Origin of the sequence: Rhodococcus sp. IEGM 1305 (genome assembly GCF_030058635.1) — a bacterium.
In the GTDB taxonomy this organism is placed as follows: Bacteria; Actinomycetota; Actinomycetes; order Mycobacteriales; family Mycobacteriaceae; genus Rhodococcus_F; species Rhodococcus_F opacus_D.
The window spans coordinates 1-21,261 of sequence record NZ_JASHKX010000058.1 but is presented as its reverse complement, the minus strand read 5'-3'; the positions used below and the strand labels follow the sequence as shown (position 1 = coordinate 21,261).

Here is a 21,261-nt window from a genome sequence, read left to right as displayed (position 1 = left end):
GTTTCGAATACCGAATTCGGATGTGCCGTACGTAGTTGCATGTGAAGAACTGCCGGCTTGCCCGCCATCACATCACCTTTGAAACAGGCGCGTACTCGCAATCCCTACACGACAGATAGTGCGGAGGATCGTGCCAGGAGCCGTCAACCCCGATTGACCTGGAGTAATTGCCCTGGTGAAGCACCGGCGTCTGATGCGCACGATGTACGGACATTGCCCAGGATAGCTGTGAACGACCGTAGGGGCAAGGAGACGCCCCTACGGCGTGTCAGCTGGTCCGGACGCCGTCCGCCACGTCCAGTTCGAGAACCTGCAACCCCTCGGCCTCGGCCTGCGCCCGAAGATCCACGGGGAAAGGCTCCGTGGTCAATGCGAGGACGGTCGGTCCGGCTCCCGAGACGGTGGCGGCGATACCCGCCTTCCGGAGGACGGCGATCCATCGCGTCGTGAGCGGAAGGGCCGGAGCGCGCTGCGTCTGATGCAGTCGGTCCTCGGTCGCCGCCATCAGAAGGTCGGGACGCTCTGTGAGCGCCACCACAGCGAGGGCGCCGCGGCTGACGTTGAATGCCGCGTCCCGGTGGGGAACCGTCTCGGGCAACAGACCCCGCGTGTGGGCGGTCGACGAGCGCTCCCCCGGCACCAGCGCGACGACGCGGATCGCGGGATGGACCTTCAGCGCGACGGCCGAGTAGATGTCGGTGGCCGCGGGCGCGCCGTCGGTCTGCTCGCCCGCGCAGCTCCACGACACCACGGCGCCGCCGAGCACGCTGGCCGATGCGTTGTCGGGATGCCCTTCGAATTCGGACGACAGCTGGACGAGCTGATCGAGCGACAGCCCGAGTTCGGGGTCGAGCTTGATCGCCAGGCCGTTGGCGGCCGCCAGTCCCCCGACGACGGCGGAGGCCGATGAACCCAGCCCCCGAGAATGGGGTATCGCGTTGCGGCACACCACATCCAGGCCGTCGGCCCACACGCCCGCCGCTTCCAGGCCACGTTCGATGGCCCGGACCACGAGATGGGACGGACCCCACGGCACGTCGTCGGCACCCTCGCCCTCGACCCGGATCTTCAGCCCCGAACCCGTGGTGGTCACGGTGATCTCGTCGTACAGCCCGAGCGCGATGCCCAGCGTGTCGAAGCCCGGGCCGAGGTTGGCGCTCGACGCAGGCACGCGGGCGGTCACGGTGAGGCCCGTGGGGAGGGTCTGTGTCATGGCAGCGGTGTGGTCCTGCGGTGTGGTGGGCGTGGGCGCCACCACTACGCCAGCTCGAGGGCCGACGCGACAGCGACAGGATCGACCGGGATCGGTTGAACCTCAGGCATACCCGCCAGCGCCGTGTCGGGGTCCTTGAGGCCGTTACCGGTGACCGTGCACACGACGGTCAGGCCCGAGTCCAGCCAGCCCTCCTTGCGGGCGGCGAGCAGACCCGCGACGCTCGCGGCCGAGGCGGGCTCGACGAACACCCCTTCGGTCCTGGCGATCAGCCGGTACGCCTCGAGGATCTCGTCGTCGGTCGCGGCCCGGAAGGCGCCGTGCGACTCTTCCTTGGCGGTGACCGCCCCGTTCCAGGACGCGGGCGAACCGATGCGGATCGCGGTGGCGATCGTCTCCGGGTCCTTCACCGGTGCGCCGTGGACGAGCGGTGCGGCACCGGCGGCCTGGACGCCGAGCATGCGGGGCTTCACACTGGTGAGTCCGTCCGCGTAGTACTCGGAGTACCCGCGCCAGTACGCGGTGATGTTGCCCGCGTTGCCGACCGGGAGCGCGTGCACGTCGGGGGCCTTGCCCAGGGCGTCACAGATCTCGAATGCCGCGGTCTTCTGGCCCTCGATACGGACCGGGTTGACCGAGTTCACGAGCCCGATCGTGGGGAACTCTGCGGTGGTCTTGCGGGCCAGTTCGAGGCAGTCGTCGAAGTTGCCCTGCACCTGGATGATCCGCGCGCCGTGCATGACGGCCTGCGCGAGCTTGCCCATCGCGATCTTGCCCTGCGGCACCAGCACGGCACAGGTCATCTTCGCCTTCGCGGCGTACGCGGCTGCGGAAGCGGATGTGTTACCCGTGGACGCACACAGGACGGCCTGCTGACCGCGGGCCAGCGCGTCGGTGACGGCCATCGTCATTCCGCGGTCCTTGAACGAACCGGTCGGGTTGAGCCCCTCGACCTTCAGGTAGACGTCGCAACCGGTGAGCTCCGAGAGGTGCCCGGCGGGCAGCAGCGGGGTGCCGCCCTCGCGGAGGGTGACCGTCTTCCAGTTCGGTCCGATGGCGAGGCGGTCGCGGTAAGCCTCGATCAGCCCCGGCCAGGGGGTGTGAACGGGGTTACGGGTGCCGGTCATTGTTCGGTGCCTTCCAGTCGCAGCACGCTGGTCACAGCGGTGACGAATTCGAGTTTGCTCAGTGCCTCAACGGTTTCCGACAGAGCAGAATCCGTCGCGACGTGGGTCACGACGACGAGGCGGGCACCGTCGCCGGCGCCTTCCTGCCGCACGGTGGAGATGCTGACGCCGTGCTGCGAGAATTCGGCAGCCACCGCCGACAGGACCCCGGCCTTGTCCGTCACCTGCATGTTGACGTAGTAGCGCGTGGGGATGTCGCCGATCGGCGCGATCTTCAGCTTGGCGTACTTGGACTCGCGGGGTCCGCGGCCGCCGTTCACCTTGTTGCGCGCGGCCATCACCAGGTCGCCCATCACGGCCGATGCGGTGGGGGCGCCGCCTGCGCCCTGGCCGTAGAACATGAGGCGCCCGGCGTTCTCCGCCTCGACGACGACGGCGTTGAACGCACCGTTGACCGAGGCCAGCGGGTGTTCCAGCGGCACGAGCGCCGGGTAGACCCGCGCGGAGATCCGCTCCTTGCCCTCGGGGGTGGTGATCCGCTCGCAGATGGACAGCAGCTTGATCGTGCAGTCGAGTGCGCGAGCCGACGTCAGGTCGGCCGCGGTGATCTTGGAGATCCCCTCGCGGTACACGTCGGCGGCGGTGACCCGGGTGTGGAACGCGATCGACGCGAGAATGGCCGCCTTGGCCGCGGCGTCGTAGCCCTCCACGTCGGCGGTCGGATCGGCCTCGGCGTAACCCAGGCGTCCGGCCTCGGCGAGGGTCGCGGCGTAGTCCGCGCCGGTCTCGTCCATCGCCGACAGGATGAAGTTGGTGGTTCCGTTCACGATTCCGGCGACCTTGTTCACCCGGTCACCGGCGAGGGACTGGATGAGCGGGCGGATCACGGGGATCGCACCGGCCACGGCGGCCTCGAAGTAGAGGTCCACGTTGTGCAGTTCCGCCGCCTCGGCCAGTTCACCGGTGTGATCGGCGAGCAGCGCCTTGTTGGCGGTGACGACGGACTTGCCGGAGTTGAGCGCCGAGAGGATCAGCTTGCGGGGCAGGTCCATGCCGCCGATCACCTCGACGACGATGTCGACGTCGTCGCGGGCCACGAGTGACTCCGCGTCGGTGGTCTGCAACTCCTCGGGAATTCCGCGGTCCTTGCCGGGGCGGCGCACGGCCACTCCACGCAGTTCCAGCGGGGCACCGACGCGAGCCTCGAGGTCTTCGCTGTGCTCCCGCAGGATGCGCACCACCTCGCTCCCGACGTTGCCGAGGCCGAGGACGGCCACACCGATAGCGCGATGCGCCGATTCGCTCGTCACTCCTGTACCTCCAAGCTCAGCAGGTCTTCCACGGTTTCCCTCCGGAGGATCACGCGCGACTGTCCGTCGCGCACGGCCACCACGGCAGGGCGGGCGAGCAGGTTGTACCTGCTCGACATCGAATAGCAGTATGCACCGGTGGCCGCGACGGCGAGCAAATCGCCGGCGTCGATGTCCTCGGGCATCCAGGTGTCGCGGATCACGACGTCACCGGACTCGCAGTGCTTGCCGACGACACGGGACACCACCGGCGCCGCGTCGCTGACCCGCGAGACCAGTTTGGCCTCGTACTCCGCCTGGTACAGCGCGGTACGGATGTTGTCGCTCATTCCGCCGTCGACGCTGACGTACCGGCGGGTGAGGTTGGCGCCGACGGTGACGTCCTTGATGGTGCCGACCTCGTACAGCGTCACCGTGCCGGGTCCGGCGATCGCGCGTCCGGGTTCGACGGCCAGCGTCGGCTCCGGCAGACCGGCGAGCGCCGACTCGTTGCGCACGATGTCGCCGAGTTTGGCGGCGAGCTGATCGACCGGCGGCGGGTCGTCGGAGGGGACGTAGGAGATTCCCATGCCACCACCGAGGTCGATGATCGAGATCTGGGCGGTCTTCTCCACACCGAACTCCGCGACGACGTCCCGCAGCAGCCCGATCACGCGGTGCGCGGCCAACTCGAATCCGTCGACGTCGAAGATCTGCGAACCGATGTGGCTGTGGAGTCCCACCAGCCGCAGGTTGCCGGCGGCGAAGACCCGGCGGACCGCGTCGATCGCCTTTCCGCCGGCGAGCGAGAACCCGAACTTCTGGTCCTCGTGGGCAGTGGAGATGAACTCATGGGTGTGCGCCTCGACTCCGACCGTCACGCGGATCAGAACGTCCTGCACCACACCGGCTTCGGCGGCCACCTTGTCGAGGCGGTCGATCTCCGTGGCGGAGTCGAGCACGATGTGCCCGACCCGGGCCGACACGGCGGCGTTCAGCTCGGCGACCGATTTGTTGTTGCCGTGCATGGCAATTCGCTCAGCCGGGAATCCGGCGTGCAGGGCGACCGCCAGTTCGCCGCCCGACGCGACGTCCAGGGACAGGCCCTCGTCGGCGACCCAGCGGGCGATCTCGCCGCACAGGAACGCCTTCGACGCGTAGTGCACCTTGGCGGTGGGCCCGAACGCACGGGCCATGTCGCGGCAGCGGGACCGGAAATCGTCCTCGTCGACCACGAACAGTGGGGTGCCGTACTTCTCGGCCAGTTCGGTGACCGGGATGCCCGCCAGGCTCACGACCCCGTCCTCGGCGCGGTGCGCGTTGCGGGGCCACACCTCGGGAGAGAGTGCGGCGAATGCGGCCGCGTCGGCGGGACGTTCGGGCAGACCGGGTGCGTGCAGCTGTTCGGCGTGCTTGGGACCTGCGGGGTGCGCGTTCACATCTGCTCCGGTGCACTGACGCCGAGCAGGGCCAGTCCGTTGGACAGGACCTGCCGGGACGCGTCGCACAACGCCAGTCGCGCGATGTGCAGCGGGCCGACTTCTTCGTCGCCCTGGGGCAGGATCCGGCAGGCGCCGTAGAACCGGTGATAGGCACCGGCCAGCTCCTCGAGGTACCGCGCAATGCGGTGCGGCTCACGCAGATTCGCGGCACTGGTGACGACGCGCGGGTACTCGCCGAGGGTGCGGATCAGATCGCCCTCCTGCTCCGAGACGAGCAGCGAGAAGTCGGGATCCGTGACCGCGATACCGAGGTCGGCGGCGTTACGGGCGATGGCCGACAGGCGGGCGTGCGCGTATTGCACGTAGTACACCGGGTTCTCGTTGCCGGTGCTCGTCCACAGTTCGAGGTCGATGTCGATGCTCGAATCCACCGACGACCGGATCATCGCGTACCGCGACGCGTCGACGCCGATCGCCTCGACGAGGTCGTCGAGGGTGATGACCGTCCCGGCGCGCTTGCTCATCTTCACGGCCACACCGTCGCGGACGAGGTTCACCATCTGGCCGATCAGCACCTCGACGGTGTCGGGGTCGTCGCCGAACGCGGCCGCAGCCGCCTTGAGCCGGCCGATGTACCCGTGGTGGTCGGCACCGAGCATGTAGATGCACAGGTCGAAGCCGCGGGAGCGCTTGTCCTGGAAGTAGGCGATGTCACCGGCGATGTACGCCGCGTTGCCGTCGCTCTTGATGACGACGCGGTCCTTGTCGTCGCCGAAGTCGGTGCTCTTGAGCCACCAGGCGCCGTCCTCCTGGAACAGGTTGCCGGAGTCCTTGAGCGTCTCGACGGCCTTCTCCACCGCACCGGACTCGAACAACGAGTTCTCGTGGAAGTAGACGTCGAAGTCCACGCCGAACTCGTGCAGGGTGCGCTTGATGTGGGCGAACATCAGGTCGACGCCGATGGCGCGGAAGACTTCCTGCTGCTCGCCCGCGGGCAGTTCCAGCACGTCGGGGCGCTGGGACTGGACCTGGGCGGCGATGTCGGCGATGTACGCACCCGCGTAGCCGTCCTGGGGGGCGGGTTCGCCCTTGGCGGCCGCGATCAGCGAGCGGGAGAACCGGTCGATCTGGGCGCCGTGGTCATTGAAGTAGTACTCGCGGGTGACCGCCGCGCCCTGGGTGGACAGGATCCGGCCCAGCGCGTCGCCCACGGCGGCCCAGCGCGTTCCACCGAGGTGGATGGGGCCGGTGGGGTTGGCCGAGACGAACTCGAGGTTGATCTTCTTGCCGTCGAGCGTGTGTCCGGCCCCGAAGGCGGCACCCTCCTCGAGGATCTTCGCGACGATCGCGCCCTGCGCGTCGGCGGCCAGGCGGATGTTGAGGAATCCCGGGCCCGCGATGTCGGCGCTGTCGATGCCCGCGGCCGCGGTCAGCGCCTCGGCGAGCCAGCCGGCCAGCTCACGCGGATTGGTACCGACCTTCTTGGCCACCTGCATCGCGACGTTGGTGGCGTAATCGCCGTGCTCGGGATTGCGCGGACGCTCGACCGTGAGAGTTTCGGGAAGCACGGACACGTCGAGTCCGCGTTCGGCGAGCACTTTCGCGGCGGTTCCGCGGAGCAGTTCGGCAAGGTCAGCTGGAGTCACAGGTATCCATCCTATGGCCAACGCGTCCCGGGCGGTGATCCGCCTTGCCGCGAGTCCCGTCGCGGACCCGGCGACTGCCGGCGAGCGTGGCGGCGGCCACTCTCCCAGGTTGCGCTCAGGGTGGGAAAGTACAGTGGTGTCGCCCTGAGTCCCGGCCCTCAGCTTCCGGTTACCGGGGGTCGAGCGCCCGTAACCCACACACCGAAAGATCACAATCGATGCCAAGCGGTTCGGAAAGTCGCGGTCCCGATAAGAACTCGGGCGCGAAGTCGGCGAAGGCCATCAAGGCCGCCAAGAAGAATAGCGGCGGCGCGAAAGTCAAGGGTGGCGCGTCCGCTCCGCGGAACATCCCCTGGCTGACGATCGGCGCCGGAGCTGCCGTTCTCGCACTCGTGGCGGTCCTCGCGATCAACCTGGTCCCCAAGTACCAGGCCAAGGAAGAAGCCGCGAAGTACGCGCCGAGCGCCGAAAATCCCGACCCGTCGGTCAACATCGACGGCGTCGTCAAGGTCGACTACCCGGCCGGCATCCACATCCAGCCGACGCAGCGCGTCGCGTACGACCAGTCGCCCCCGTTCGGCGGCCCGCACGACGCCATCTGGGCGACGTGCACCGGCACGGTCTACCCGAACGCGATCCGCACCGAGAATGCCGTGCACTCGCTCGAGCACGGCGCCGTGTGGATCGCCTACAACCCGGACGAGCTGTCCGCCGATCAGGTCGAGACGCTGAAGGGCAAGGTGGACGGCGAGACGTACACGCTGATGTCGCCGTTCCCGGGCCTCGACAGCCCGGTCTCGCTGCAGTCGTGGGGCCACCAGCTGAAGCTGGACAGCGTCGACGACGAGCGCATCGACCAGTTCATCACCGCGCTGCGGATCAACAAGAACACCTACCCGGAGGTCGGCGCGAGCTGCTCGTCCATCCCGGGCTCCGGTTTCGATCCGGACAACCCGCCGCCGTTCGACCCGAGTACACCCGGCGCGGACGCGGTGCCGATGGACGGTGGCGGCATCGCCCCGGACCAGTCGGAATCCGGTGGTGCGGGAGCGCAGCTGCCCAGCGGCATGCAGCTCCCGAGCGACCTGCAGTTGCCGTCCGATCTGCAGCAGGCGCCAGCCGAGGGTGGCAATGGCTAGCCCTGCCGAACCCGCAGACGCTCCAGCCCCGTCCCGGCCCAGTCAGCGCACAGCGCTGCTGGTCATCGGGTTGATCGGCGCCATCGCCCTCGGATTCGCGCTCGGGTTCCTCGCCCGGCTTCCGCTCGAGGACAACGGGGCCCCGGTCCCCGAGGCCGGTTCCGTGGATGTCGGATTCGCGCAGGACATGAGCGTGCACCACAGCCAGGCGGTGGAGATGTCGGCGATCGCGCTGGCGGGCGCCACCGACCCGGCGGTGCGCGGCCTCGCGTACGACATCCTCACCACGCAGCAGAATCAGCTCGGGCAGATGCAAGGCTGGCTCGCGATGTGGGATCAGCCGGCGCTGCCGTCCGGCGGCTACATGGGCTGGATGGAAGCCGAGCACTCCGACGGTCACGACCACGGGTCCGCCGACAGCGGGCACATGGGTTCGATGTCGAAGATGCCGGGCATGGCGTCCTCGGAGGACATGGCCGCGCTGCGTCAGGCCACCGGACCGGCCGTCGACGTCCTGTACCTGCAGCTGATGTTGCGCCACCACCAGGGCGGCCTCCCGATGATGGAGTACGCGGCCCAGCACGCGTCGGAGGACGCGGTGCGCTCTCTCGCGCAGACGATGGTGGACACGCAGCAGAGCGAGTCGACGGTGATGACGAACATGCTCACCGCGAAGGGCGCCGCTCCCCTCCCGATGAACTGATCTCCGGCCTCACGACCACGTCCAGTCGCGCACCTCGGGCATGTCCTCGAGGTGCGCGACGACGTATTCGCCGTGCCGTTCGAGTTGCCGGAGGCAGAAGTCGGCCAGTTCGCCGGCACCGGACGGTTCCCTCCGCGTGCGTCGCAGCGCCTCGAGGACCAGGTGATAGCGACTCATCCGGTTGAGCACGACCATGTCGAACGGGGTGGTCGTCGTGCCCTGTTCGCTGAAGCCGCGAACGTGGAACCGGTCCGGGGCGGGACGCCCGTGGATCAGCTCGTGGACGGCGCGCGAGTACCCGTGGAACGCGAACACCACGTCCGTGTCCGCGGTGAACAGGTCCAGGAACATGCGCGCGTCGAATCCGTGCGGATGTTCCGTGGGTGTGAGCAACCCCATGAGGTCGACGACGTTGACCACCCGGGTGACCAGTTCCGGCGTGTGCTCGCGCAGCAACTGCGCCGCGGCGAGGATCTCCTGGGTCGGAACGTCCCCGGCGGCCGCGAGCACGACGTCCGGGTCTGCGCCCGCCGGGGCTTCCGTCCCCGCCCACGCCCACACCGACGCCCCGCCCGCGCAGTGCGCATGCGCCTCCGCGAGGGTCAGGTACTGCAGGTGCGGCTGCTTGTCGACGACGATGAGATTGACGTGGTCGGTGCTGCGGAGGCAGTGGTCGGAGATGGACAGCAAGGTGTTCGAGTCCGGTGGCAGCCAGATCCGGACGACGTCCGGTGCGAGCGGGATGACGGCGTCGATCATGCCCGGCCCCTGATGACTGAACCCGTTGTGGTCGTTGCGCCAGCAGGTACTGGTCAGCAGGACGTTCAGCGACGCCACCGGCGCCCGCCACGGCAGATCCACCGCATGCTGCAACCACTTCGTGTGCTGGACGAGCATCGACACGCTCACCATCGCGAACGCCTCGTAGCTGGCGAACAGCCCGTGCCGTCCCGACAGCAGATACCCCTCGAGCCACCCCTCGCAGAGGTGCTCGCTGAGCACCTCCATCACCCGGCCGCGGGCCGACAGCCCGTCGTCGTAGTCCGTGACCGGCAGCTGCCAGCAGCGGTCGGTCACCTCGAACACGGCGCCCAACCGGTTGCTGGACGTTTCGTCCGGGCAGAACAACCGGAAGTAGCCGCCGCCGTCGGGCGTGGTGGTGGCGGCGTACAGGTCGCGGAGCAGTTCCCCGAGCACCCGGGTGGTCTCGTGGTGGGTGGTGCCGGGCTTCTCGATCGCAAGCGCGTACTTCTCCAGCGGCGGCACGGGAAGATCCGCACGCAGGCGGCCGCCGTTCGCGTACGGCGACGAACCCATCCGCTTGTCGCCCTGCGGCGCCAGCCGCTCGAGGTCCGGAACGAGTGCGCCGAACGAGTCGAACAGTGCGTCCGGTCCGTACGACCGCATCCACTCCTCGAGCTGACGCAGATGCGCCTCGTCGGTCCGCACCCCCGACAGCGGAACCTGATGGGCCCGGTGCGTGCCCTCGACGAGCACGCCGTCGACGGTCCGCGGACCGGTCCAGCCCTTCGGGGTCCGCAGCACGATCGCCGGCCACTTGGCGGCGCTGCGCCTGCCGGCCCGCGCCTCCCGCTGAAGGTCGGAGATCGCGGTGTGCGCGTCGGTGAGGGCGCGATGCAGCGCCGGGAAGACCTGCCGCGGGTCGTCGCCGGAGACGACGGTCGGCGCCCAGCCCTGACCGCCGAGGAACGCCTCGACGTCCGCGTCGCTGCTGCGGCCGTAGACGGTGGGCCCGGCGATCTTCGCTCCGTTGACGTGCAGGATCGGCAGCACCGCTCCGTCACGTTCCGGATTGAGGAAGGCGGGAAGTTTCCATGACCCGGACAGCGGTCCCGTCTCGGCCTCACCGTCTCCGATCACGCACGCCACCAACAGATTCGGGTGATCGAACGCCGCCCCGGCGGCATGCGCGAGGGCGTAGCCGAGTTCGCCGCCCTCGTGGATGCTGCCCGGTGTCTGCACACTGACGTGACTCGGGATGCCACCGGGCGTCGAGAACTGCCGGCAGAGCCGGTGGATACCCGCGGCGTCGCGGGACACGCCCGGATACACCTCCGAGTACGTCCCCTCCAGGTACGTGGCGGCGACGAGCGCCGGACCACCGTGTCCGGGACCCGTCACGTAGAGACAATCGGTGTCGGTCCGGCGGATGAGGCGGTTCAGCAGGGCGTAGATCATCGACAGACCCGGGCTCGTCCCCCAGTGCCCGAGCAGCCGGGGTTTGATGTGCTCCGGGCGCAGCGGCTCACGCAGAAGCGCGTTGTCCTGCAGGTAGATCTGCGCGACCGTCAGATAGTTGGCCGCCGCCCACCACCGCAGGTCCAGCTCGAGATCGGAATCGGAATAGTGCCCGTCGGAGTCCTGCGACCCCAACTGCCGTCCATCGGTCATTCTCGACGCCTCCCCGGGAGTTCGCGAGCGTCCACGTCCTCCCGACACTAGGCGTGTCCGGGCCGCTACCGGGGCGAGTCCACAAAGTAGGGGGACCGATTTGGTCGATCCCACTACCCATGCGCTACGATTGGCCAGCCCAATCGGCACACCGGTTTTCCGGTGCGCCCCCGTAGCTCAGGGGATAGAGCGTTCGCCTCCGGAGCGAAAGGTCGCAGGTTCGAATCCTGCCGGGGGCACCACGAGAAACTGCGTCGCCTGTCGCGGCGCAGCCTTTCTCTCTGGTGCTACCAGTCTTCCCCGAGTGATCTCCTCGGGCTTTGTCGAGAGCTGCAGCCGCGCCGGCAGATGCCGCGCCCACCGATCGAACGCTGGCCTCCTCCATTGCGGGTTCCGCGGTAAGAACTCTCTGCCGAAGACTCTCTCCGGCAGTGTCGACCAAGGGACACCCCTGTGCAGCAACACCGCTCTCATCCACTCACCCTCGGCGTCGTCGCGCGTTCGAGTAAGCCCGACGAACGCCGGCTCCCGATCCATCCGCTCCACTTCGACCGGATCGACCCCGACCTCCGTGGCCGCATCCACCTCGAGTACGGCTACGGCGAGCCCTTCGGTGTCTCCGACGAGCAGCTGGCCCTCTCGGTGGGCGGGCTGCGCACCCGGGAGCAGCTGATCGAGCACTCCGACGTCCTCCTGCTGCCCAAACCTCTCGCGAAGGATCTGGCGGACCTGCGTGACGGCCAGATCCTGTGGGGGTGGCCGCACTGCGTCCAGGACACGGAGCTCACCCAGGTGGCCGTCGATCGCCACCTCACGTTGATCGCGTTCGAGGCCATGAACCACTGGAGCGTCGAGGGGTCGTTCCAGCTCCATGTCTTCCACAAGAACAACGAACTCGCCGGATACAGCTCGGTGCTGCACGCCCTGTCGATCGCGGGTTCGACCGGCGACTACGGCCGCCGCCTGCGCGCCGTGGTACTCGGCTTCGGTGCCACCGCCCGCGGCGCCGTCACCGCGCTGAACGCCCTGGGCATCCACGACGTCCACGTCGTCACGCAACGCGGGGTCACCGCCGTGAGCTCGCCGATCCATTCCGCGGAGATCGTGCAGTTCGATCACGACGACGCCGATCCGCGCCGCAGCCACGTCACCACGGACGAGGGCCGGATGCCGCTCGCCGGGTTCCTCGCCCGGCACGACATCATCGTCAACTGCGTCCTACAGGACACGGAATCGCCGCTGACGTTCCTGATCGACTCGGACATCGAGACCCTCCTGCCCGGCAGCCTCGTCGTCGACGTGTCCTGCGACGAGGGAATGGGCTTCAGCTGGGCCCGGCCCACGTCGTTCGCCGATCCGACGTTCATGATCAGTGAGAACGTCCGCTACTACGCGGTCGACCACAGCCCGTCCTACCTGTGGAATTCGGCGACCTGGGAGATCAGCGAGGCCCTGCTCCCCCATCTGGGGACGGTCCTCGACGGACCCGCCGCCTGGGACCGCAGCGACACGATCCGGCGGGCCGTCGAGATCCGCGACGGAGTCGTGCAGAACCCCCGGATCCTGTCGTTCCAGCACCGCGCGGCGGACTACCCGCACCCGGTCGTCGCCTGATCGACCGGACGAACGGGACGCTCGTTCGATCTGACGCGACGAGCGTCCCGTTCGTCCGGGAGGGCGACTGTTCAGGCCGGGGTGCTGCGGCGCATTTCGCGTCGGAGGATTTTTCCGCTGGCCGTCTTGGGTAGTTCGTCGACGATCTCGACGCGCCTCGGGGCCTTGTAGCTGGCCAGCCGCTCCCGGCAGTACTCGACGAGGTCGTCCGTCTCGACCGTCTGCCCGGGGCGGAGGCTGACGAACGCGGCGACGGTCTCGCCGCGGTAGCTGTCCGGCTCGCCGACGACCGCGGCCTCCCGGACCGCGGGATGCCGGTAGAGGACGTCCTCGACTTCGCGGGGCCAGACCTTGAACCCGGACGCGTTGATCATGTCCTTCTTGCGGTCGACGACGTACACCCAGCCCTGGGCGTCCATGAATCCCACGTCGCCGGTGAGCAGCCGGCCGCCGGGCAGCGACTGCGCCGTGGCGTCCGGTTTGTTCCAGTACGCGGGCACGACCATCGGCCCGTCGACGGCGATCTCCCCGACCTCGAGCGGGCCGAGGTCGTGCCCGTCCTCCCCGACGATCCGGATCACGGCGGAGGGAAGGGGCAGGCCGATCGCCAGCGTGCCCGACGACGGATCGACCGGCGCCTCCAGGTTCGGCGGGACGACGACGCACGGTGCGCTGGTCTCGGTGAGCCCGTAGCCGTTGCGGATGTACTTTCCGGTCAGCTCCCGGAACCGTTCGACGATGGCAGGGGGTAGCGGGGCGCCACCGGACATCAAGGCCTCCAGCGAGGCGAAGCGCTCACCGGAGAAGTCGGGGTGGGCCATCAGCGCCATGTAGGCGGTGGACGGGCCGACCATGAACACCGGCCGCTCCCGCTCGAGAGCGTCGAGGACGACCCCTGCCTCGAACCGGTACGCGAGGATCAGCGGCGACGCCAAATCGATCGCGGTGAGCAACTGGCACACCATGCCCGTGATGTGGAACAGCGGCGCGAGCGCGAAGATCGGCGAACCGGCGGGCTTGCTCTCGTACAGGCGCAGGATCGAACTGTTGACGGTGAGATTCCGGTGGGTGTTGGTCGCCCCCTTGGGGACTCCACTCGTTCCGGACGTGTAGGACACGAGCGCGACGTCGTCCGGGACCAGGCCGGAGTCCGCCACGTCGGCTCCCGCGCGCGCCCGGGCCACCTCGAGCAGGTCCGGCACGCCCTCGGCGCGCACCCGGGTCACGCCCCCGAACACCCGCGGGTCGCCGGACGTCTGGATGTCGAGTTCGCTCGCGGTCATCGCGATCCGCACACCCGCGGCGGACGCCCGCTCCGCCACCCGATCGGCCCACGCGTTGTCGCTGCACACGATCGCGGTGACTCCGGCGTCGGTGAGGATGTGGGAGAGCTCGTCCCGGTACATCGGGTTCAGCGGGACGACGACACCGCCTGCCTTCCACGTGCCGAGCAACGCCAGCACGAACTGCGGGACGTTCTGCAGGTAGATGGCGAGCCGGTCGCCCTTCCCGAATCCGTTCTCGGCGAGGTAGGCGGCCACACCGTCGCTGAGTTCGTCGACCTCGCGGTAGTCGAGGGTGCCGCCGAGGTACCGGATCGCCGGCCCGTCCGGGGCGGATTCGACCGCGGCCGAGAACATGTCGAGCGCTGTCCGGGCGGGGATCTCCCCCACGGAACGCGTGTTCTCGTCGTACCGTTCCATCCAGGGCCTGTCGTCGTACCAGCTCATCGCCGCCGTGCCGCCTCTCGCTCGTTCCGTATTCCGACTGTGTGACGTGCTGTTCAGCGTGTTCCCGAGATCCCGCCGTCGACGGGGACGACGGTGCCGGTGAGGTAGGCCCCGGCGCGCGAGGAAAGGAAGATCGCGGTGCCCGCGACGTCTTCCGGTGTGCCGACCCGGCCGAGCGGGACCGATCCCTCGACCGCCTCCTTCCGCTCCGGGTCGTCGAGGACGAACGCCATCATCTTGCTCGGAAACGGTCCGGGGGCAATGGCATTGACGGTGATTCGCTCGGCGGCCAGCGTCGCTGCGAGCTTGCGGGTGAGCATGTGGACCGCGGCCTTGCTCGCCCCGTACGAGAAGTTCTCGCTACCCGACACCACGAGTCCGTCGATCGACCCGATGTTGATCACCCGGGCGGGGTCACCGTCCGTCGCCGCGGCCCGCAGACTCGGCAGCAACGCCTGGGTGAGCATGAACACGCCCTTGACGTTGATGTCGAAGATCTTGTCGAAACCGGCGGCGGGGAAATCGTCGACCGGCGCACCCCACGTCGCTCCGGCGTTGTTCACCAGGACGTCCAGTCGGGGCGACAACTCGGCGACCCGCGCGACGAGCCCCTCGATCCCCTCCTCGGTGGACAGGTCGGCGGGGTGTGCGTGACACGTCCCCGGCCCGGCGGCGGACAGTTCGGCCGCGGCCTTCTCGCACGCCTCGGCCTTGCGGGCGGAGATGATGACGGTCGCTCCGGCCAGGGCGAATCCTTGCGCGATCATCCGGCCGATACCCCGCGATCCTCCGGTGACCACCACGGTCTTGCCTGCGACGTCGAACAGCGAACCTATGTCCATGTGCGTTCCCTTCAGGGTTGGAAGACGAGGCGGCCGACGGTGCTGCCGTCACCGAGCCGGCCGATGCCGTCGGCGACGTCAGCGAGCGAGAGCCGCTCGCTGATGAGCGGCGTGATCGCACCGGAGTCGGCGAGACGGGTCAGTTCCTCGTGGCAGTCGGCGATCGCCTGCTGGTTGTACTGCTTGTACAGGCCCCAGTGCAGGCCGATGATCGAGTAGTTCTTGATCAGGGCGTGATTGAGGCCGGGTGTCGGGATGGTGCCGCCGGCGAAACCGATGATCAGGATCCGGCCTTCGAACGCGATGCACTTGGTGGACTTCGCGTAGGCGTCGCCGCCGACCGGGTCGTAGACGACGTCCGCGCCGCGTCCGCCGGTGAATTCCTTGACCAGCGGAACGAAATCGTCGGTGTGCCTGTCGATCACCAGATCCGCCCCCAGCCGGCGGCAGTACTCGACCTTGTCGGCGCCGCCGACGACGCCGATCACCTTCGCTCCCGCGGCTTTGCCCAATTGCACTGCGGCGCTGCCCACTCCGCCCGCGGCGGCGTGGACGAGCAGCGTCTCCCCCGGCTTCAGCTGGGTGCGCCGGTGCAAGGCGAACCAGCTCGTCTGGTAGCCGATGCTCAACGCCGACGCCTCGGCGTCGTCGAGCGCGGACGGGGCGGCGAACGTGTTGGCCTCGTCCATGACGGCCAGCTGGGCGAATCCGCCGCCGGGCAGGTTGGGGTTGCCGATTACCCGGTCGCCGACGGCGAAGCGGGTCACGCCGTCACCGACCTCCAGCACCTCACCGCACAGCTCGACTCCGGGTGTGAACGGCAGCGGCGGCTTGATCTGGTATTCGCCCCGGCACAGCAGCACGTCGGGGAAGTTCGCCGGTGCGGCGAGAACCTTCACCAGCACCTGGCCGGGGCCTGCAGTCGGGTCCGGGACTTCCTCGAGTTGCAGCGCGGTGCGCGGCTCGCCGAGTTCGTGGACACGCCATGCCTTCATGGATTGTTTCCTGACTGTCGGTGATGGAGCTCGGGTTACGCGGGCAGGTCGATCAGGTCGGCGAGGTGCGCGCGGTGACGGTAGGCGGTGCCGAACGCGAGCTGATCGCTCTTCGCCCTCTTCAAATACAGGTGCGCGGGGTATTCCCAGGTCATTCCGATGCCGCCGTGCAGCTGGACGCACTCCTCGGCGGCGTGGACGGCGACGTCACTGCAGTACGCCTGCGCGACGGCGGCCGCGACCTCGGCGTCCGCGTCGCCCCGGGCGGCGGTGTCCGCGGCGTAGCGGGCAGCGGCGGCCGCGGAGGTGACCTCGAGCCACAGGTCGGCGAGGCGGTGCTTGATCGCCTGGAACGACCCGACGGCGCGGCCGAACTGGGTTCGCTCCTTGACGTACGCCAGGGTGGTCTCGAAGCACCACTGCGCAAGCCCGAGCTGCTCGGAGGCGAGCAGTGCGGCGCCGACGACGAGGGCCTCCCGGACCGCCGCCGCGGCGTTGCCGTCGTCGATTCGGGTGGACGCGGCGCCGTCGAACGCGACATCCGACAGTGGCCGGGTCATGTCGAGCGCGAGCACGGGCGTGACCGTGACACCGGCGGTGCCGGCGGGCACCGTGTGCAGTTCGAGTCCGCCCGAACCCAGGGCGGGCACGATCAGGATGTCGGCCTCCGAGACGCCCGCGACGCTGGTCACGGTGCCGGTCAGGGCGTCGCCCTCTCGGCGCACGGTCGGGGTGAACCGCCCCGGTGCGGTCGCGAGCCCGACCGTGAGCGCACCGGTGGTCGTCCCGTCGGCGAGTGCGCCGACCGTTCGCGTGTCCCCCGCCTTCAGCAGCGCGACCGTCGCGAGTACGGCACTGGAAAGGTACGGGACGGGCGCGACGGCACGTCCGATCTCCTCCATGACCACCGCGGCCTCGCGTGCGCCGGCTCCGGCGCCACCCAGGTCCTCGGGAACGAGCAGGCCCGCCAGTCCGAGTTCGACGGCGAGGGATTTCCATACTCCGGAGAAGTCGGCGGGTGCCCGGTCGTACGCCCCGACCACCAGTTCCGGTGGGCAGCGGTCGGCGAGGAGGCGGCGGACGGAGTCGCGCAGGGCGTCTTCCGTGTCGGAGTACAGCAGATCTGCGGTGCTCATCGGGGCAGGTCCTTCCAGGCGATATCCTTGTCGACGCGGTGCTCCGGCGGGAGCCCGAGGACGCGTTCTGCGATGATGTTGCGCAGGATCTCGGACGTGCCGCCCTCGATCGAATTGCCTTTCGCGCGCAGGTACCGGTAGCCGGGTTCACGGCCGGTGAAGTCGACTTTGTCGGGGCGGCGCATGGTCCAGTCGTCGTACCGCAGCCCGGCCTCGCCGTGGAGTTCGATGTCGAAACCCGAGATGGTCTGCGCGAGCCGGGCGAAGGCCAGCTTCAGGCCGGATCCCTCCGGGCCGGGTTGCCCGGCCTCGAGTTGCTGCCGCAGGCGTTCCCCGGTCAGCCGGGCGACCTCCGCTTCGACCCACAGCCGCAGCAGTTCGTCGTGCATCGCCGGGTCGCGGAGTTCGGGTTGCTCCCGCCAGGCCTGTGCGACCGGTCCGATCATGCCGCTCTCGCGGGCGGCCGCGGAACCGCCGATCGCGACGCGCTCGTTGTTGAGGGTCGCGGTGGCCACCCGCCAGCCCTGTCCCTCGTCGCCGAGCCGATCGGAATCGGGAATGCGGACGTCGGTGAGGAACACTTCGTTGAACTCGGCTTCACCGGTGATCTGCCGCAACGGCCGGACGTCGATACCCGGATCGCTCATGTCGCACAGGAAGTAGGTGAGCCCGGCGTGCTTGGGCACCGTCGGATCCGTCCGGGCCACGAGGATCGCCATCTGCGCGTTCTGCGCCCCCGACGTCCACACCTTCTGCCCGTTGACCCGCCAGCCGTCACCCTCACGGACGGCTCGCGTCGCGACCGCGGCCAGGTCGGAGCCCGCCCCCGGTTCGCTGAACAACTGGCAGTAGATGTGCTCGCTGGTGAAGATCGGCCGAAGGTACTTCTGCTGTTGTTCCTCGGTGCCGAACGCGGCGATGGTCGGAGCGGCCATGCCCAATCCGATCCCGTTGCGGCCCTTCGCCGGACCGGGCGCTCCGGCGGCCGCGAGTTCGGCGTCGACCTGCGCCTGGAAGCTCTGCGGCAGACCGAGCCCGCCGCGTCCCGGCGGGAAGTGGACCCACGCGAGGCCGGCGTCGAATCGGGCTCCGAGGAACCCGGTCGGATCCGACAGGTCGTTCTGTTCGACGAGGGTCGCGACGCGATCGCTGAGGTCGCGTGCGATCGCCTGTTCGTCAGTGGTCATGTCCTCAGTCCTTCGGTCCGCCGGCCACGTAGATCACTTGTCCGGACACGAATCCGGCACCCTCACTCGCCAGGAACGACGCAGTGTTGGCGATGTCCTCGGGCTGCCCGACGCGGTTCACGGGGATCTGCGACGCCGCCGCCTTCTTGAAGTCCTCGAAGCCGACACCCACCCGCTCGGCGGTGGCAGCGGTCATCTCGGTTTCGATGAAGCCGGGCGCAATCGCGTTCGCGGTGACCCCGAACTTGCCCAGTTCGATGGCGAGCGTCTTGGTGAAGCCCTGCATGCCAGCCTTGGCGGCGGAGTAGTTGACCTGCCCGCGGTTGCCGAGCGCGGACGTGCTCGACAGGTTCACGATGCGGCCGAACCCCGCGTCGACCATGTGCTGCTGCACGGCCCGCGACATCAGGAACGCACCGCGCAGGTGCACGTTCATCACCGCGTCCCAGTCGTCGACGGTCATCTTGAACAGCAGGTTGTCGCGGGTGATCCCGGCGTTGTTGATCAGGATCGTCGGGGCACCGAGTTCGGTCGCCACCCGCTCGACCGCCGCCGCGACCGACGCCTCGTCGGCGACGTTCGCGCCCACGGCGAGTGCCCGGCCTCCGGTGGACTCGATCGCGTCGACGGTTGCCGCGCAGGCGGACTCGTCGAGGTCGAGCACGGCCACCCCGTACCCGTCGCTCGCCAGTTTCTTCGCCACCGCGGCACCGATGCCCCGTGCCCCGCCGGTGACGATTGCCGTTCTCTTCATGAAGTTCTCCATCGTCGTGTGATCAGATTCCGGCCCGGGCGGCGATGTCGCACGCCTTGGCCACGAGGTCGTCGATGCGCTCGACGGTCGGGGTGCCCGCGGCCGCCTTGTTCTGCGGTTCGTCCCGCGCGCGGCGCATGACGCCCTCGGCGATGACCGCGACCTTCCACAGGCCGAGGACGTGCCAGAACGCCAGGGCCTCCGGGTCGCGTCCGGTCTCGTCGAGGTACACCCCGGCGATCTCCACCCGATCCGGGAAACCGTCGAGGGTGGACGCGGGGAAGTCGCCGCCGGTGGTCTCGCCCGGCTCCGGCCAGTACGCGAGCAGGCTGCCGACGTCGGCGAGCGGGTCGCCGAGGGTGCACAACTCCCAGTCCAGGGCCGCGGTCACCTCCCCGGTCCGGTGGGACGTGATGACGTTGCGCAGGTGGAAGTCGCCGTGCACCAGTGTCAGTTCCCGCTGCTCCGGTACCGAATCGGTGAGCCGTCGCGTCAGGTCGTCGAGGGCGGGCAGCTCGCGGGTCTTCGACTTCTCCCACTGCCCCGACCACCGCTTGAGCTGACGCTGCGCGTACGGCTTGTGGCTGGCCAGGTCGGTCAACCCGGTCCGGTCGAGGTCCACCGCGTGGATCTTCGCGAGCGTCCGCGGCAGCGACAGACCGATCGCCCGGCGACGTTCCGGCGTCAGGGCCTCCGCGATCGACATGCGATCGACGACCTGCCCGTCGACGAACTCCATCAGCAGCAGCGGTACCTCGGTCACCTCCGGGTCGTCGGTGAGCCCGAACACCCGCGGGGTGGGCACCGCGGTGTCCTCGAGAGCGGAGAGGATCCGCGCCTCCCGGGCGACGTCGTGGGCCGACGCCAGCAGGTGTCCGAGAGGCGGGCGCCGGAGCACCCATCTGCCACCTGCCTCGTCCCGGACGAGGTAGGTGAGGTTCGACTGTCCGAGTCCGATCCGGTCGAAGGTCAGCGGTCCGGCACTGTCGATGCCGAGCGTGCCGAACCAGCGGCTCACGGCCTCGATGTCGATGCCGACGACGTCCACGCTAGACACCGAGCTGGGCCCCCTGCCGGAACGGGAGGGCGTCGCCGAGCAGTTGACCGCCGTCGATCACCATGGTTTCGCCGGTGATCCAGCTCGCGGCATCGGAGACGAGGAACGCGACCGCGGACGCGATGTCCTCGGGTTCACCGATCCGCCCCAGGGCCGTGGACGCCGACACGGCCTGCTCGTGTTCCTTCCACAGTGCCTCGGCCAGCTTGGTCCGCACCACACCCGGGGCGACGGCGTTGACCCGCACCTTCGGCGAGAGTTCCAGTGCCAGTTGCTTGGTGACGTGAATCAGCGCGGCTTTGGACGCGTTGTACAGGCCGATGTTCGCCTCGAAGGCCATGCCGCCGATGGAGGCGGTGTTGACCACGGCGCCGCCGTGCTCGCCCATCCACGCCTTCGTGACGAGCCCGGTCCACAGCACCGGCGCCCAGAGATTCACGTCGAAGGTCTTGGCGAATCGTGCGTGGTCCTGGTCGATGATCGGCCCGTACGAAGGGTTCGTTCCCGCATTGTTGACCAGGATGTCCAGGCTGCCGAAGCGGTCGAGGGTGACGTCGACGCAGCGCCGGGCGGCCTCTTCGTCGACGGCGTGGGCGGCAATTCCGATCGCGGTGCCCCCGACCTCGGCCGCGGCGGCGTCGGCCGATTCCTGGGACCGTGAGGTGAGCACCACGTTGCCGCCAGCGGCCGCGATGGCCTTGGCGACGGCCAGACCGATGCCCCGCGAGGCGCCGGTGACGATCGCGGTGCGTCCGGTGAGGTCGAGTCCGGCCATGTCAGCTCACCGCAACCTTGTGTCCGTTGGTGGAGGCGTTGACGGCGGTGTCGCGGTAGGGCCGGAGTTCCTGCCGCGCGATGGCGCGCTTGTGGACCTCGTCGGGACCATCCGCCAGGCGCAGCGTGCGCAGGTGCGCCCAGGCCATGGCGAGGGGGAAGTCGTCGGTCACACCGGCCCCACCGTGCACCTGAATCGCC

General features: G+C 69.0%; 18 protein-coding genes and 1 tRNA gene. 4 read left to right on the top strand and 15 right to left on the bottom strand.

The features are described 5' to 3' along the window. Positions 1 to 268: 268 nt before the first annotated feature. Genes thrB through argS form a run of 5 tightly spaced genes read right to left on the bottom strand, consistent with a single transcriptional unit; the run spans position 269 to position 6,717 of the window. Entirely contained in the window at positions 269 to 1,213 is a 945-nt protein-coding gene (gene thrB, locus QM693_RS36050; RefSeq protein ID WP_280783609.1) for a homoserine kinase, read from the bottom strand. A 44-nt stretch (positions 1,214 to 1,257) separates the two neighbouring features. Further along, a complete protein-coding gene (thrC, locus tag QM693_RS36045) occupies positions 1,258 to 2,340 on the bottom strand; it encodes a threonine synthase (RefSeq protein ID WP_005252945.1) in 1,083 nt (360 codons plus the stop codon). Then, positions 2,337 to 3,650 carry a homoserine dehydrogenase gene (locus QM693_RS36040; RefSeq protein ID WP_280783611.1) on the bottom strand — a complete coding sequence of 438 codons (1,314 nt, stop codon included), beginning with the start codon at positions 3,648 to 3,650 and terminating at the stop codon, positions 2,337 to 2,339. The genes thrC and QM693_RS36040 overlap by 4 nt, the downstream gene beginning before the upstream one ends. After that, complete coding sequence (gene lysA, locus QM693_RS36035; RefSeq protein WP_283354687.1) at positions 3,647 to 5,068, bottom strand: diaminopimelate decarboxylase; 1,422 nt, start codon at positions 5,066 to 5,068, stop codon at positions 3,647 to 3,649. Before lysA ends, QM693_RS36040 begins: the two co-directional genes overlap by 4 nt. After that, positions 5,065 to 6,717, bottom strand: coding sequence for an arginine--tRNA ligase (gene argS / locus QM693_RS36030; RefSeq protein WP_283354686.1), 1,653 nt, complete (start codon positions 6,715 to 6,717; stop codon positions 5,065 to 5,067). The genes lysA and argS overlap by 4 nt, the downstream gene beginning before the upstream one ends. A gap of 218 nt (positions 6,718 to 6,935) precedes the next feature. On the opposite strand from argS, the gene QM693_RS36025 reads away from it, so the two are divergent. Further along, positions 6,936 to 7,856 (top strand): thioredoxin-like domain-containing protein, encoded by a 921-nt coding sequence (locus tag QM693_RS36025; RefSeq protein ID WP_283335907.1) that lies wholly within the window; start codon positions 6,936 to 6,938, stop codon positions 7,854 to 7,856. Next, entirely contained in the window at positions 7,849 to 8,559 is a 711-nt protein-coding gene (locus QM693_RS36020) for a DUF305 domain-containing protein (protein WP_280783614.1), read from the top strand. Before QM693_RS36025 ends, QM693_RS36020 begins: the two co-directional genes overlap by 8 nt. A gap of 9 nt (positions 8,560 to 8,568) precedes the next feature. On the opposite strand, the gene QM693_RS36015 is transcribed toward QM693_RS36020, so the two are convergent. Then, positions 8,569 to 10,971 (bottom strand): phosphoketolase family protein, encoded by a 2,403-nt coding sequence (locus QM693_RS36015; RefSeq protein ID WP_283354685.1) that lies wholly within the window; start codon positions 10,969 to 10,971, stop codon positions 8,569 to 8,571. Between the two features lie 166 nt (positions 10,972 to 11,137). Here QM693_RS36015 and QM693_RS36010 point away from each other — a divergent pair. Both QM693_RS36010 and QM693_RS36005 read left to right on the top strand, forming a co-directional pair. Beyond that, positions 11,138 to 11,213 (top strand) — tRNA-Arg (locus tag QM693_RS36010). A gap of 211 nt (positions 11,214 to 11,424) precedes the next feature. After that, positions 11,425 to 12,585, top strand: a complete 1,161-nt coding sequence (locus QM693_RS36005) for a N(5)-(carboxyethyl)ornithine synthase (RefSeq protein WP_105422760.1) — start codon at positions 11,425 to 11,427, stop codon at positions 12,583 to 12,585. 71 nt (positions 12,586 to 12,656) lie between these two features. Here the strand turns inward: QM693_RS36005 and QM693_RS36000 are convergent, their stop codons facing one another. From QM693_RS36000 to QM693_RS35960, 9 genes are all read right to left on the bottom strand, one after another. Further along, positions 12,657 to 14,315, bottom strand: coding sequence for an AMP-binding protein (locus tag QM693_RS36000; RefSeq protein WP_283354684.1), 1,659 nt, complete (start codon positions 14,313 to 14,315; stop codon positions 12,657 to 12,659). A 53-nt stretch (positions 14,316 to 14,368) separates the two neighbouring features. Next, positions 14,369 to 15,157 carry a RhlG family 3-oxoacyl-ACP reductase gene (locus QM693_RS35995; RefSeq protein ID WP_283354683.1) on the bottom strand — a complete coding sequence of 263 codons (789 nt, stop codon included), beginning with the start codon at positions 15,155 to 15,157 and terminating at the stop codon, positions 14,369 to 14,371. Between the two features lie 11 nt (positions 15,158 to 15,168). Continuing rightward, complete coding sequence (locus tag QM693_RS35990; RefSeq protein ID WP_283354682.1) at positions 15,169 to 16,152, bottom strand: NADPH:quinone oxidoreductase family protein; 984 nt, start codon at positions 16,150 to 16,152, stop codon at positions 15,169 to 15,171. A 35-nt stretch (positions 16,153 to 16,187) separates the two neighbouring features. Further along, on the bottom strand, positions 16,188 to 17,288 hold the full coding sequence (locus QM693_RS35985; protein ID WP_283354681.1) for an acyl-CoA dehydrogenase family protein: 1,101 nt from the start codon (positions 17,286 to 17,288) through the stop codon (positions 16,188 to 16,190). Beyond that, positions 17,285 to 18,475, bottom strand: a complete 1,191-nt coding sequence (locus tag QM693_RS35980) for an acyl-CoA dehydrogenase family protein (RefSeq protein WP_280783621.1) — start codon at positions 18,473 to 18,475, stop codon at positions 17,285 to 17,287. Before QM693_RS35980 ends, QM693_RS35985 begins: the two co-directional genes overlap by 4 nt. Positions 18,476 to 18,479: 4 nt before the next feature. Next, entirely contained in the window at positions 18,480 to 19,241 is a 762-nt protein-coding gene (gene fabG / locus QM693_RS35975; RefSeq protein WP_271212546.1) for a 3-oxoacyl-ACP reductase FabG, read from the bottom strand. A gap of 10 nt (positions 19,242 to 19,251) precedes the next feature. Next, entirely contained in the window at positions 19,252 to 20,286 is a 1,035-nt protein-coding gene (locus tag QM693_RS35970) for a phosphotransferase family protein (RefSeq protein WP_283354680.1), read from the bottom strand. After that, complete coding sequence (locus tag QM693_RS35965; protein WP_283354679.1) at positions 20,279 to 21,061, bottom strand: SDR family oxidoreductase; 783 nt, start codon at positions 21,059 to 21,061, stop codon at positions 20,279 to 20,281. The genes QM693_RS35970 and QM693_RS35965 overlap by 8 nt, the downstream gene beginning before the upstream one ends. A 1-nt stretch (position 21,062) precedes the next feature. Beyond that, positions 21,063 to 21,261 (bottom strand): acyl-CoA dehydrogenase family protein (locus QM693_RS35960; protein WP_283354678.1); only part of this gene is annotated, 199 nt, incomplete at its 5' end.

Bases quoted from the DNA above. Each gene is read 5' to 3' on its own strand.
- thrB (WP_280783609.1), bottom strand. From the start codon at position 1,213: ATGACACAGACCCTCCCCACGGGCCTCACCGTGACCGCCCGCGTGCCT.
- thrC (WP_005252945.1), bottom strand. From the start codon at position 2,340: ATGACCGGCACCCGTAACCCCGTTCACACCCCCTGGCCGGGGCTGATC.
- QM693_RS36025 (WP_283335907.1), top strand. From the start codon at position 6,936: ATGCCAAGCGGTTCGGAAAGTCGCGGTCCCGATAAGAACTCGGGCGCG.
- QM693_RS36020 (WP_280783614.1), top strand. From the start codon at position 7,849: ATGGCTAGCCCTGCCGAACCCGCAGACGCTCCAGCCCCGTCCCGGCCC.
- QM693_RS36015 (WP_283354685.1), bottom strand. From the start codon at position 10,971: ATGACCGATGGACGGCAGTTGGGGTCGCAGGACTCCGACGGGCACTAT.
- QM693_RS36000 (WP_283354684.1), bottom strand. From the start codon at position 14,315: ATGAGCTGGTACGACGACAGGCCCTGGATGGAACGGTACGACGAGAAC.
- QM693_RS35995 (WP_283354683.1), bottom strand. From the start codon at position 15,157: ATGGACATAGGTTCGCTGTTCGACGTCGCAGGCAAGACCGTGGTGGTC.
- QM693_RS35990 (WP_283354682.1), bottom strand. From the start codon at position 16,152: ATGAAGGCATGGCGTGTCCACGAACTCGGCGAGCCGCGCACCGCGCTG.
- QM693_RS35985 (WP_283354681.1), bottom strand. From the start codon at position 17,288: ATGAGCACCGCAGATCTGCTGTACTCCGACACGGAAGACGCCCTGCGC.
- QM693_RS35980 (WP_280783621.1), bottom strand. From the start codon at position 18,475: ATGACCACTGACGAACAGGCGATCGCACGCGACCTCAGCGATCGCGTC.
- fabG (WP_271212546.1), bottom strand. From the start codon at position 19,241: ATGGAGAACTTCATGAAGAGAACGGCAATCGTCACCGGCGGGGCACGG.
- QM693_RS35965 (WP_283354679.1), bottom strand. From the start codon at position 21,061: ATGGCCGGACTCGACCTCACCGGACGCACCGCGATCGTCACCGGCGCC.